Below are 12,968 nucleotides of genomic sequence, written 5' to 3'. Positions count from 1 at the left end.
CGGGACCCGGGACAGGCCCCGGTCACCGGCCGGCGAGCCGGGCCTCGGCGGCCCGCCACCGGGCGGCGTCCCCGCGCGGCTCGTAGCGGACCGGCCGCTGGGTGCGCGCCAGCAGGTCGCGCATGCCGGCCAGGTCACCGACCAGACCGCCGGCCCGGGCCTGGACGAGGACGTTGCCGAGCGCGGCGGCCTCCGCCGGACCGGCCACCACCGGCAGCCCGCAGGCGTCGGCGGTCAGCCGGCACAGCAGGGCGTTGCGCGCCCCGCCCCCGACGATGTGCACGACGTCCACCGGGTGCCCGGCGAGCCGCTGCGCGTCCTCGACCGCCTTGCGGTGGGCCAGGGCGAGGGAGTCCAGGATGCACCGGGTGATCTCGGCGGGCGTGACCGGCACCGGCTGCCCGGACACCCGGCACGCCTCGGCGATCCGCTCCGGCATCCGGCCCGGCGCCAGGAACGCCGCGTCCCCGGCGTCCACCACCGACCGCAGCTCGGGCACCTCGCCCGCCGCCCGCAGCAGCTCGCCCAGGTCCGTCCCGCCCCAGGAGCGCAGGCACTCCTGGAGCAGCCACAGCCCCATGATGTTGCGCAGGTAGCGGACCGTGCCGTCGAGCCCCAGCTCGTTGGTGAAGTTGGCGGCGCGGCTCTCCTCCGTCAGCACCGGCGCGGTCAGCTCCAGACCGGCCAGCGACCAGGTGCCGGTGCAGATGTAGGCGAACCGCTCGTCCGTCGCCGGTACGGCGGCCACCGCCGAGGCGGTGTCGTGCGAGCCGACCGCCGTCACCGGCACCGGCCCGCTCAGCCCGGTCTCCTCCAGCACCTCCGGCCGCAGCACGCCCGCCGGATCACCGGGCAGGCGCAGCGGCGGGAACAGCCCGAGGTCGATGCCGAGCCGTTCGGCGAGGCCGTACGCCCAGTCGCGGGTGCGCGGGTCGATCAGCTGGGTGGTGGAGGCGTTGGTCAGCTCCGTGCCCTGCTCACCGGTCAGCCAGTACGTCAGCAGATCGGGGATCAGCAACAACCTTGCGGCGTACGCCAGGTGCCCGCCGGCGCGGGCCGCCGTCAGCTGGTACAGCGTGTTGAACGGCGCGTACTGCAACCCGGTCGCCGCGTACAGCTCGGCGGCCGGCACACTCGCCCACACCTTCTCCGCGACACCCTCGGTGCGGGCGTCGCGGTAGTGCACCGGGTTGCCGAGCAGCGCCCCGTCCGCGTCCAGCAGACCGTAGTCCACGGCCCAGCTGTCCACGCCGACGGAGGCGACCTGCCCGGCCGCCCGCAGCCCGTCCAGCACCCCGGCGTACAGCCCCAGCACGTCCCAGCGCAGCCCCTCGGGCACCCGCACCGGCCGGTTGGGGAAGCGGTGCGCCTCGGTCAGCTCCAGGGTGTCGGGGCCGACGCGGCCGACCATGACGCGCCCACTGGACGCGCCGAGGTCGACCGCGGCGTACGAGGTCGTGGACGTGCTCATCGCAGGAACGCGGCGGCGACGCCGGCGTCGACCGGGACGTGCAGGCCGGTGGTGTGCGTGAGGTCACCGCCGGTCAGCGCGAACACGGCGTTCGCCACGTGCTCCGGGAGCACCTCGCGCTTGAGCAGCGTGCGCTGGGCGTAGAACTCGCCGAGCTTCTCCTCCGGAACCCCGTAGACCGCGGCCCGCTGGGCGCCCCAGCCGCCCGCGAAGATGCCCGAACCGCGCACCACACCGTCGGGGTTGACCCCGTTGACGCGGATGCCGTGCTCGCCCAGCTCGGCCGCGAGCAGCCGCACCTGGTGGGCCTGGTCGGCCTTGGTGGCGGAGTAGGCGATGTTGTTCGGGCCGGCGAAGACGGCGTTCTTCGACGCGATGTAGACGATGTCGCCGCCCAGCTCCTGGGCGGTCATCACCCGGGCCGCCTCCCGCGACACCAGGAACGACCCGCGCGCCATGATGTCGTGCTGGAGGTCCCAGTCCTTGACCGAGGTCTCCAGGAGCGGCTTCGAGATGGAGATGCCGGCGTTGTTGACCACCAGGTCGACCCCGCCGAACGCCAGCACGGCGTCCCGGAACGCGGCGGTGATCTGCTCCTCGTCCGTCACGTCGACCGTGACGGCGACGGCCTTGTCCGCACCGCCCAGTTCCTCGGCCACCTGCGCCGCGTTGTCCCCGTCGAGGTCGGCGACCACGACACACGCGCCCTCGGCCACCAGCCGGTGCGCGATCGCCTTGCCGATGCCGCTGCCCGCGCCGGTCACCAGCGCGACGCGCGTGGCGAGGGGCTTGGGCTTCGGCATCCGCTGGAGCTTGGCCTCCTCGAGGGCCCAGTACTCGATGCGGAACTTCTCCGACTCCTCGATCGGCGCGTACGCCGACACCGCCTCGGCCCCCCGCATCACGTTGATCGCGTTGACGTAGAACTCGCCGGCCACCCGCGCCGTCTGCTTGTCCTTGCCGAAGGAGAACATGCCCACGCCCGGCACCAGCACGATCGCCGGGTCGGCGCCGCGCATCGCGGGGGAGCCGGGCTCGGCGTGCCGCTGGTAGTAGGCGGCGTACTCCTCGCGGTAGGCGGTGTGCAGTTCCTTGAGCCGTGCGATCGCCTCCTCCAGCGGCGCCCCCGGCGCGACGTCCAGGACCAGCGGGCGGACCTTGGTGCGCAGGAAGTGGTCCGGGCAGGAGGTGCCCAGCGCCGCCAGCCGCGGGTGCTCGGCGCGGGAGACGAAGTCCAGCACCACGTCGGAGTCGGTGAAGTGGCCGACCTGCGGCCGGTCCCGGGAGGCGATCGCCCGGACGTACGGCGCCAGCGCCGCGGCCCGCTGACGGCGCTCGGCCTCGGGCAGCGGCTCGTACCCGTCGAGCACGGGTCCGAACGGCTCCGCCTCGCCCCGCTCCTCCAAGAAGGTCTCGGCGGTGCGGATGATGTGCAGCGAGTTGCGCTCGCACTCCTCGGACGTGTCGCCCCAGGCGGTGATGCCGTGCCCGCCGAGCACACAGCCGATCGCCTGCGGGTTGGCCTCCTTCACCGCCGCGATGTCCAGGCCGAGCTGGAAGCCGGGCCGCCGCCACGGCACCCACACCACGGTGTCGCCGAAGCACTCGGCGGTCAGCTTCTCGCCGTCGGCCGCGCAGGCCAGCGCGATACCGGAGTCGGGGTGCAGATGGTCGACGTGCGCGGCCTCGACGAGCCCGTGCATGGCGGTGTCGATGGACGGGGCCGCCCCGCCCTTGCCGTGCAGGCAGTAGTCGAACGCGGCGACCATCTCGTCCTCGCGCTCGACACCGGGGTAGACGTCCTTGAGCGCCCGCATCCGGTCCAGCCGCAGCACGGCGAGCCCCGCCTCGGTCAGCGTCCCGAGGTCACCACCGGACCCCTTGACCCACATCAGCTCCACATCACCCCCGGTGACGGGGTCGGTCTCGGTGCCTTTCGCGGATGCGTTGCCTCCCGCGTAGTTGGTGTTCCGGGGGTCGGAACCGAGCCGATGGGAACGAGCGATCAGCGCATCGGCTGCGGGGTGGGATGCCATGTCTTCCAGTCCTTTTCAAACGAGGGATGAGTATCGAAGGGGCGCGGGGCTGCATTTATGTGCGGCTCCGCCGCGCGGGCGCGACCAGCCACGTCCGGCCCGCAGCCGCGAACTACAGAACTCGGCAGACGCTCACGCCCCCCACCCCGCCTGCTCCCCGCCGACCCGCTCAGCGACAACCTTCTCCGCCCACCCGGACGCCCGGTACGCCTTCAACGGCTCGGGGTCCAGCCCCATCTCCTCGCGCACCTCACGAAGCAGCGGCCGCACATCCGTGTCGTACGCGTCCATCAGCACCGCGTTGGCCTCCAGCACATCGCCCGAAGCCTGCGCCGCGACCAGCGCGTCCCGGTCGACGAGCAGCGCCTTGGCCGTGGCCTCCTGGACGTTCATCACGGACCGGATGATCGCCGGGATCTTCGCCTCGATGTTGTGGCACTGGTCCAGCATGAACGCCACGTCCGACGAGAACCCGCCCCCGCGCACCACCTCGTACATGATCCGGAAGAGCTGGAACGGGTCGGCCGCCCCGACCATCAGGTCGTCGTCCGCGTAGAACCGGGAGTTGAAGTCGAACCCGCCGAGCTTCCCCTCCCGCAGCAGCGTCGCCACGATGAACTCGATGTTGGTGCCCGGCGCGTGGTGCCCGGTGTCCACGACGACCTGTGCCTTCTCGCCGAGCTTCAGGCAGTGCGCGTACGCCGTGCCCCAGTCCGGGACGTCCGTCGAGTAGAAGGCCGGCTCGAAGAACTTGTACTCAAGCAGCATCCGCTGGTCGTCCCCGAGCCGCCCGTACACCTCGGCCAGCGCCTCGGCCAGCCGGTCCTGCCGCCCGCGGATGTCGTCCTGTCCAGGGTAGTTGGTCCCGTCGGCGAACCACAGCTTCAGGTCCTTGGAGCCGGTGGCGTCCATGATGTCGACGCACTCCAGCAGGTGGTCCACCGCCTTGCGGCGCACCGCCGCGTCCGGGTGGCAGACGCTGCCCAGCTTGTAGGCGTCGTCCTGGAAGGTGTTGGAGTTGATCGCCCCGACCTTCACGCCCCGCTTCTCGGCGTACTCGGCCAGCGCGGCGTAGTCGTCGACCTTGTCCCACGGGATGTGCAGGGCGACGGTCGGTGCCACGCCCGTGAACTCATGCACCTTCGCGGCGTCGTCGAGCTTCTCGAACGGGGAGCGCGGCACACCGGCCTGCGCGAACACCTTGAACCGGGTGCCCGAGTTCCCGTACGCCCACGACGGCGTCTCGACAGCCTGGGTCTTCAGCGCGGCCTTCACCGCGGCGAGCTCGGTCACGTCGGCTCCTGACGTCGGGTCGCACCGTCGATGCGTACGACCATGGGTGAAACGATTCAGAACGCGAAGCTATGAGGCTCCCGAAGGGGTGTCAACCCTTGTGAGAGGCCGGGCTTGCCGTAATCCTGTCGTGACCTTCGGCTATCGAAAGTTTTTCGAGGCGGACCCATTGACGTGACATGCCCCACCTGCCTAACGTCCCGGCAACCCAGTTGAAACCTTTCACGACGCCGTGAGGGCCGTCCCGCCGGCGTCGTCGAGGAGCCCCCATGACCCACCCGTCCGATACGGGTCCGGCCCCGGTTCTCGCGTTGAAGGACGTGTCCAAGTCCTTCGGCGCGGTCCGTGCCCTGCGGGACGTCTCCCTGGAGCTGTTCCCCGGGGAGGTGCACGCCCTCGCCGGTGAGAACGGCGCGGGCAAGTCGACCCTCATCAAGACGCTCGCCGGAGTGCACCGTCCCGACGCCGGCCAGGTGCTGCTCGACGGTGAACCCGTCGTCTTCCACGGCCCCGGCGACGCCCGCGACGCCGGCATCGCCGTCATCTACCAGGAGCCGACCCTCTTCCCCGACCTGTCGATCGCCGAGAACATCTTCATGGGCCGTCAGCCGCGGCGCGCCCTCGGCCGGATCGACCACAAGGCCACCCACGCCACCACCGCCGACCTGATGCGCCGCCTCGGCGTCGACCTCGACCCCGACCGCCCGGCGCGCGGTCTGTCCATCGCCGACCAGCAGATCGTGGAGATCGCCAAGGCGCTCTCCTTCGACGCCCGCGTCCTGATCATGGACGAGCCGACCGCCGCCCTCACCGGCAGCGAGGTGGCCCGCCTCTTCGGCGTCGTGCGCACCCTGCGCGAAGAGGGCGCCGCGGTGCTGTTCATCTCCCACCGGCTGGAGGAGATCTTCCAGATCTGCAAGCGGGTCACCACCCTGCGCGACGGCGCCTGGATCTCCAGTGAGCCGCTCGACGGCATGACCGAGGACGACCTGGTGCGCCGCATGGTCGGCCGCGACCTCGACGAGCTGTACCCGAAGCAGGAGGTCACCCCCGGCGAGGTCGCCCTCAGCGTGCGCCGGCTGACCCGCGAGGGCGTCTTCACCGACGTCTCCTTCGAGGTGCGGCGCGGCGAGATCGTGGGGCTGGCCGGACTGGTCGGCGCCGGGCGCACCGAGGTCGCCCGCGCGGTGTTCGGCGTGGACCGCTGGGACGCCGGGGAGGTCGAGGTGGACGGCCGCGCGCTGGTCAACGGCGCGCCGTCGACGGCCATGGCCGCGGGGCTCGCCCTGGTCCCCGAGGACCGGCGCGCCCAGGGTCTGGTGATGGACATGTCCATCGAGCGGAACATCGGGCTCACCGGTCTCCGTACCACCGTCAGGGCCGGACTGATGGACCGCGGCGCCGAGCGCAGCCGCAGCCTCGACTGGGCCGTCAAGCTCCAGGTGAAGTACGCCCGGATCGCGGACGCCGTCGGCACCCTGTCCGGCGGCAACCAGCAGAAGGTCGTCCTCGCCAAGTGGCTCGCCACCGGCCCCAAGGTACTGATCGTCGACGAGCCCACCCGCGGCATCGACGTCGGCACCAAGGCCGAGGTGCACCGGCTGCTGAGCCAGTTGGCCGCCGACGGCGTCGCCGTCCTGATGATCTCCTCCGACCTGCCGGAGGTGCTCGGCATGGCCGACCGGGTCCTCGTGATGCACGAGGGCCGGCTGACCGCCGAGATCTCCCGCGACGAGGCCACCGAGGAGACCGTGATGGCGGCGGCCACGGGGAGGGCCGCGGCATGACCCCGACCGCAACGAACACGCCGGCCGGCCGTCTTGTGTCCTCTGCCGCGGCGGCTGTCCCGGACGCTCGCCGTACGTCTTCGATGGTGATGGCCGTTCCGGAGGGCCGGCGTACGTTCTCTGCCGCGGCGGCTGTCCCGGGGGGTCGCCGTACGTCTCCGATGGTGACGGATGCCCCGGAGGCTCGCCGTACGTCCCCGACCGCGACGACCGCCCCGCAGGCTCACCGTACGTCCTCGACCGGAAGGGCCGCCCCCGTGTCCCCGTGTTCCATGGGGAGGGCCGCCGCATGACGGTCACCGCCCCCGACAAGGCCCCCGTCGCCGAGCTGCCCAAGGCCGGCGCCACCCGGCTGGCCGACCGCGTCTTCAAGATGCGTGAACTGGCCATCCTGGTCGTCTTCCTGGTGATGATCGCCGTCACCCAGGCGGGCAACAGCGAGTTCCTGTCCGAACAGGGCATCAAGGACCTGCTGCTCAACGCGACCATCCTGGTCCTGGTCGCCACCGGCCAGTCCCTGGTCGTCATCACCCGCAACGTCGACCTGTCGGTCGGCTCCACGCTCGGCATCAGCGCCTTCGCCGCCGGCACCTACCTCCAGGGCGGCGGCAGCTCCGTCGTCGCCATCGCCCTCGCCGTCCTCATGGGCGTCGGCTTCGGCCTGCTCAACGGCCTGCTGGTCAGCCTCGGCCAGGTGCCCGCGCTCGTCGTCACCCTCGGCACGCTGTACATCATCCGCGGCATCGACTCCATCTGGGTCGGCTCCCGCCAGATCACCGCGGCCGACCTGCCCGGCGGCTTCGTCGACTTCGGCGCCGGCGGCGTCTCGGCGGTGCCGTACCTCGCGCTGATCGCCCTGGCGGTCGTGGTGGCGACGGCGTACTACCTCAAGCAGTTCCGCGGCGGACGCGAGCTGTACGCGCTCGGCTCCAACCCCGAGGCCGCCCGCCTCGCCGGCATCCCGGTGCGCAAGCGCGTCCTGGCCGCCTACACCTTCTGCGGCGCCCTCGCGGGTCTGGCCGGCGCGCTGTACCTGGCCCGGTTCGGCAACGTCGACTCCGGCACCGGCAACGGCTACGAACTCACCGTCGTCAGCGCGGTCGTCGTCGGCGGCGTCGTCTTCACCGGCGGCTCCGGCAGCGTCTACGGCGCCGCCCTCGGCGCACTGCTGCTGACCAGCATCAACAGCGTGCTGCCCGCCCTCGGCGTCAGCTCGGTCTGGGTGATGGCGATCAACGGCATCCTGCTCATCCTCGCCATCGCGGTCGACCGGATCGTCGCCCTGCGCGTGGCCACCGCCCTGAAGAAGAGGAACGCCCGCCATGGCTGACGCCCCGGCCTCACGCCTCTCGCGCGCCGTCCGCTGGGACACCGTCGTCGGCGCCCTGCTCATCGTGGTCGTACTGCTGTCCTTCGGTTTCGTCGACGGCTTCGGCAACTCCCTGAACCTGTCGTTCCTGATCGGCAACACCCTGCCGATCGCGCTGATCGCCCTGCCGATGACGCTGCTCGTGGTGGCCGGCGAGATCGACCTCTCCGTCGCCTCCACGGCCGGTCTGTCCGGCGCGGTGATGGGCGCCCTGTGGAACCAGGGCATGACCATCGAGACGATCATCCCGCTCTGCCTCGTCCTCGGCGTCGTCTGCGGGCTCGTCAACGGCCTGCTGGTGACAAGGCTCGGCCTGCCCTCGCTCGCCGTCACCATCGGCACCATGGCCGCCTACCGGGGCATCGCCCAGATCGTGCTCGGCTCCGACGCGGTCACCGACTTCCCCTCGCAGTACCTGGACTTCGCCGCCGGACGGATCGGGGACACCTTCGTCCCGTACGCCCTGCTGCCCTTCCTGGTCCTGCTGGCCATCGCCGTGGTCGCGCTGCACGCCACCCCGTTCGGCCGGGCGCTGTTCGCGATCGGCGCCGGCGAGGAGGCCGCCCGGTTTGCCGGCATCCGGGTCAAGCGGCAGAAACTGCTGCTGTTCGTCCTCACCGGCCTGCTCTCCTCCCTCACCGGCGTCTTCTGGGCCCTGCACTACGCCAGCGCCCGCTACGACAACGCCACCGGCCTCGAACTCTCCGTCGTCGCCGCCGTCCTGCTCGGCGGCATCGACTTCGACGGCGGCAGGGGCACCCTCGGCGGCGCCATCGCCGGAGTCTTCCTGCTCGGCGCGCTGCAGAACGTGATGAGCCTCCAGGACGTCTCCGCCCAGTCGCAGATCGTCGTCACCGGCGTCCTGCTCGTCCTCTCCGTGCTCGGCCCGAGGGTCGCGCGCCAGATCTCCGTCGCGAGGGCGGGCCGCCGGGCGGCGTCGGCGCCACCCCTGCCGAAGACGCCCGCACCCACCTCGTCAACGTCTCCCTAAGGACTCCGCCATGCGCAAGTCGTCGATCCGCCGTACCTGTGCGGCCCTGGCCGCCGTCACCTCCCTCGCCCTCGCGGTCACCGCCTGCGGCGGCACCACCAAGAAGGACGTCGAGAACGAGGGCGGCTCCGCCGCCGCGGCCGGCAAGGCCGACCCGAACGCCGCGACCAAGAAGGGCCTGACCGTCGGCTTCCTGCCGAAGCAGGTCAACAACCCGTACTTCACCGTCGCCGACAAGGGCGGCGAGAAGGCCCTGAAGGAACTGGGCTCCACCTACAAGGAGGTCGGCACCTCCAGCGGCACCGACACCGCCGGCCAGGTCTCCTACGTCAACACGCTCACCCAGCAGCAGGTCGACGCGATGGCCGTCTCCGCGCAGGACCCCGGCGCCCTGTGCACCGCGCTCAAGCAGGCCATGAAGAACGACATCAAGGTCGTCACCTACGACTCGGACGCCAACCCCGAGTGCCGCAACGCCTTCATCTCCCAGGCCTCCGCCGACGACCTCGGCCGCACCCAGGTCCAGCTGCTCGCCGAGCAGATCGGGGGCAAGGGCGAGATCGCGATCCTCTCCGCCACGCAGACCGCGACGAACCAGAACGCCTGGATCGAGATCATGAAGGACGAGCTGAAGGACCCGAAGTACAAGGACATCAAGCTGGTCAAGGTCGCCTACGGCGACGACGACGCCCAGAAGTCGTTCCAGCAGACCCAGGGCCTGCTCCAGGAGCACCCGGACCTGAAGGGGATCATCTCCCCGACCACCGTCGGCATCAAGGCCGCCGCCCAGTACCTGTCGGGCTCCAAGTACAAGGGCAAGGTCAAGCTGACCGGCCTCGGCACCCCCAACGACATGCGCAAGTACGTCAAGAACGGCACCGTCGACGAGTTCGAGCTGTGGGACCCGGCCAAGCTCGGCGAACTGGCCGCCCGCACCGCCGTCGCCCTGGCCTCCGGTCAGATCACCGGCAAGGAGGGCGAAACCTTCGAGGCCGGTGACATGGGCGAGTACACCATCGGCGCGGACGGCGTGATCAACCTCGGCAAGCCCACCGTCTTCGACGCCGAGAACATCGACCAGTACGACTTCTGACGCCCCGTCAGCCACTGAGGGAGGAGCGGTACTTCATGCAGCGCGTCTGTTTCCTGCTCAAGGTCCGCCAGGACAAGCTCGCCGAGTACCGCGAACGCCACGCCGCCGTGTGGCCGGAGATGCGGCAGGCGCTCTCGGCCACCGGCTGGCACAACTACTCCCTCTTCCTGAGAGACGACGGCCTGCTCGTCGGCTACCTGGAGACCGAGGACTTCGAGGCCGCCCAGGCGGGCATGGCGGCCACCGAGGTCAACGCCCGGTGGCAGGCGGAGATGGCCCCCTTCTTCGAGTCCCTCGACGGCGACCGCCCGGACGAGGCGATGAAGCCGCTCACCGAAGTGTTCCACCTCGCCTGAACACCCACGGAGCCCCGCATGAGACGACGCACCCTGCTGGCCGGCGCCCTCGCCGCCCCCGTCCTCACCAGCGGCACCGCCCGCGCCGCCGCCACCCCCGGCCCCTCCGTCACCCGGACGGGCACCACCACGCTCGACACCCGGGCCATCTACTTCGTGTCCTACGACGGCCTGGTCAACAACAACTCCTTCCAGAAGAACGGCCTGCTCACCTACAAGGGCCACCAGTACGCCGCCTGGTACACCGCCGACCGCAACGCGGTCGTCGCCCGCCGCGCGCTGGGGGACACCACCTGGCAGACCCTCCGCATCGGCCACACCCTGCGCTACGACGACTCCCACAACGTCATCTCCATGGGCGTCTCCCGCACCGACGGCCGCCTCCATCTCAACCTGGACTCCCACAGCGACGGCTTCACCTACGTCAAGTCCGCCGCCGGACTCCTGGACCGCCCGACCCGCAAGAGCTGGACCGCCGCCGGCTTCGGCACCCCGCAGGCCACGCTCGACGGCCTCCCCCTCACCACCCGGTTCACCTACCCGCAGTTCGTCGCCACCCCCGAGGGCCGCCTCCAGCTCAGCTACCGCGCCGGCGTCTCCGGCAACGGCCGCAACGCGCTGGCCGAGTACGACGGCACCCGCTGGACGGCGCTGGGGGAGTGGAGCGCCTCCACCGGCACCTACACCAGCGAGCACGGCAGCTCCACCGCCCGCAACATGTACCTGCACGGCATCGACTACGACCGGCGCGGCCGGCTGCACGCCTTCTTCACCTGGCGCGAGCAGAACGCCGCCGTGATGTGCTCCCCGGGCGGCATCACCAACCACGACACCGGCTACGTGTACTCCGACGACCGGGGCCGCACCTGGCGCGACGACGCCGGGACGGCGGTGGCCACCACCGGTGGCTCCGACCTGGTCTCCGTCACCGACCCCGGCCTGGTGGTGGACCCGCTGGGCCCCGACCACTCCCTGATGAACCAGGAGAGCCAGGCCACCGACTCCGCCGGCCGCCCGCACGCGGTCATCTCGTACGTCCCCGGCCGCTTCGGCCAGTGCACCACCGACTACGTCGCCGACCGCACCGCGCACGGCCGCGCCTTCCACCTGCGCAAGAACGCCGCCGGAAGCTGGCAGAAGACCGAGATCCCCGTCCCGCTCGACTCCAGCCAGCGCACCCGGCTGGTCCTGGACCGGTACGACAACGCCTACGCGGTGCTGCCCTACGGCAGGATCGCCGCCGCCTCGGGGGCGTCCGGGTACACCGACTGGCGGCTGCTGTACGACGGCGCGGACCTGAACGCCTTCGGCGAGGTCCTCGTGGACGAGACACGCGTGCCCCAGGACGGGGTGCTCTCGGTCCTGTACCAGGAGCGGTCCACCGGCACCACGCCCTCACCGCTGCGCGTCGTGGACTTCCGGCTGCCCGCGTGACGGCGGCCCTCCCGGGGCGGCGACGGTAGTGTGAAGGTCTCCCGGCCGCCGCCCCGCGTCGCCCAGGCATTCCCCTAGCTCGACCCTGGAGGTCCCTCCCCGATGGCCCAGTCGGTGGGTATCAAGGACGTCGCCCGTGCCGCCGGAGTCTCCGTGGGCACGGTCTCGAACGTCATCAACCGCCCGGACACCGTCGCCACCGAGACCCGGGCGCGGGTGCTCTCGGCGATCGACCGGCTCGGCTACGTCCGCAGCGAGTCCGCGCGCCAGCTGCGCGCCGGCCGCAGCCGGATCATGGGCCTGCTCGTCCTCGACATGGGCAACCCCTTCTTCGTCGACGTGGCCCGCGGCGCCGAGCGCGCCGCCCGGGACGCCGGCCTGGGCGTGATGGTCTGCAACAGCGCCCAGAACCCCGGCGAGGAGGCCGAGTACCTCTCCCTCTTCGCCGAACAGCGGGTGCGCGGCGTCCTGCTCACCCCGGCCGACGCCACCGGCCGCAACATCGACGTCTTCCGGCGGCACAACATCCCCTTCGTACTGGTCGACCGGGTCGCCGAGGGCACCACCGAGTGCTCGGTCTCCGTCGACGACATCGCGGGCGGCGCGCTGGCCGTGCGCCACCTCGTGGACGCCGGACACCGCTCCATCGCCTACGTCAGCGGCCCGCCCGGTCTCAACCAGGTCCACGACCGCCGCACCGGCGCCCTGCGCGCCCTCACCGAGGCCGGCCTGGGCCCCGACGCGCTGCGCGAACTGCCCACCGAACGGCTCGACGTCGCCGCGGGCCGGGACGCCGGCGCCCGCCTCCTCGGCCTCGCCGACCGGCCCACCGCCGTGTTCTGCGCCAACGACCTGCTCGCCCTCGGCGTCCTGCAGGCCATGTACGCGGCCGGGGTCGGCGTCCCCGACGACCTCGCCATCGTCGGCTACGACGACATCGAGTTCGCCGCCGCCGCGGCCGTCCCCCTCACCTCCGTACGGCAGCCCGCCCAGACCATGGGCGCGCTCGCCGCCGACCTGCTCCTGGAGGAGACCGAGGCGGAGGCGACGGGGGCACCGCACGAGCACCGCAAGGTCGTGCTCCAGCCCGAACTGGTGGTGCGGCGCTCCAGTCTCGCCGCCCGCTGACCGCCCGCCG

At 71.6% G+C, this 12,968-nt stretch carries 10 protein-coding genes; 7 read left to right on the top strand and 3 right to left on the bottom strand.

Features of this window, described 5'->3' with window-relative positions; translation table 11 throughout:
* Nucleotides 1–22: 22 nt before the first annotated feature.
* The 3 genes from ACZ3IG_RS07185 to rhaI all read right to left on the bottom strand — a co-directional run bounded on the left by ACZ3IG_RS07185 (nt 23) and on the right by rhaI (nt 4,800).
* A complete protein-coding gene (locus ACZ3IG_RS07185; protein ID WP_467429781.1) occupies nt 23–1,471 on the bottom strand; it encodes a rhamnulokinase in 1,449 nt (482 codons plus the stop codon).
* Nucleotides 1,468–3,507, bottom strand: a complete 2,040-nt coding sequence (locus ACZ3IG_RS07180) for a bifunctional aldolase/short-chain dehydrogenase (RefSeq protein WP_467429780.1) — start codon at nt 3,505–3,507, stop codon at nt 1,468–1,470. Before ACZ3IG_RS07180 ends, ACZ3IG_RS07185 begins: the two co-directional genes overlap by 4 nt.
* 132 nt (nt 3,508–3,639) lie before the next feature.
* On the bottom strand, nt 3,640–4,800 hold the full coding sequence (rhaI, locus tag ACZ3IG_RS07175; RefSeq protein WP_467429778.1) for an L-rhamnose isomerase: 1,161 nt from the start codon (nt 4,798–4,800) through the stop codon (nt 3,640–3,642).
* Nucleotides 4,801–5,069: 269 nt separating this feature from the next.
* Between rhaI and ACZ3IG_RS07170 the strand changes: the two genes are divergently transcribed.
* The 7 genes from ACZ3IG_RS07170 (at nt 5,070) to ACZ3IG_RS07140 (ending at nt 12,958) form a co-directional block, all read left to right on the top strand.
* Nucleotides 5,070–6,587 carry a sugar ABC transporter ATP-binding protein gene (locus ACZ3IG_RS07170; RefSeq protein WP_467429776.1) on the top strand — a complete coding sequence of 506 codons (1,518 nt, stop codon included), beginning with the start codon at nt 5,070–5,072 and terminating at the stop codon, nt 6,585–6,587.
* A 289-nt stretch (nt 6,588–6,876) separates the two neighbouring features.
* A complete protein-coding gene (locus ACZ3IG_RS07165) occupies nt 6,877–7,917 on the top strand; it encodes an ABC transporter permease (RefSeq protein WP_467429775.1) in 1,041 nt (346 codons plus the stop codon).
* Nucleotides 7,910–8,947 carry an ABC transporter permease gene (locus ACZ3IG_RS07160; RefSeq protein ID WP_467429772.1) on the top strand — a complete coding sequence of 346 codons (1,038 nt, stop codon included), beginning with the start codon at nt 7,910–7,912 and terminating at the stop codon, nt 8,945–8,947. Before ACZ3IG_RS07165 ends, ACZ3IG_RS07160 begins: the two co-directional genes overlap by 8 nt.
* A gap of 10 nt (nt 8,948–8,957) precedes the next feature.
* Nucleotides 8,958–10,040, top strand: coding sequence for a rhamnose ABC transporter substrate-binding protein (gene rhaS, locus ACZ3IG_RS07155; protein WP_467429771.1), 1,083 nt, complete (start codon nt 8,958–8,960; stop codon nt 10,038–10,040).
* A gap of 35 nt (nt 10,041–10,075) precedes the next feature.
* Nucleotides 10,076–10,396 carry an L-rhamnose mutarotase gene (locus tag ACZ3IG_RS07150; protein ID WP_437082486.1) on the top strand — a complete coding sequence of 107 codons (321 nt, stop codon included), beginning with the start codon at nt 10,076–10,078 and terminating at the stop codon, nt 10,394–10,396.
* Between the two features lie 18 nt (nt 10,397–10,414).
* Complete coding sequence (locus ACZ3IG_RS07145; RefSeq protein ID WP_467429769.1) at nt 10,415–11,830, top strand: BNR repeat-containing protein; 1,416 nt, start codon at nt 10,415–10,417, stop codon at nt 11,828–11,830.
* Nucleotides 11,831–11,932: 102 nt separating this feature from the next.
* Nucleotides 11,933–12,958, top strand: coding sequence for a LacI family DNA-binding transcriptional regulator (locus ACZ3IG_RS07140; RefSeq protein WP_467429767.1), 1,026 nt, complete (start codon nt 11,933–11,935; stop codon nt 12,956–12,958).
* Nucleotides 12,959–12,968 lie beyond the last annotated feature (10 nt).

The sequence above is a fragment of the Streptomyces sp. NPDC016677 genome, assembly GCF_055562815.1.
This window is presented reverse-complemented; position numbering and strand designations above follow the sequence as displayed.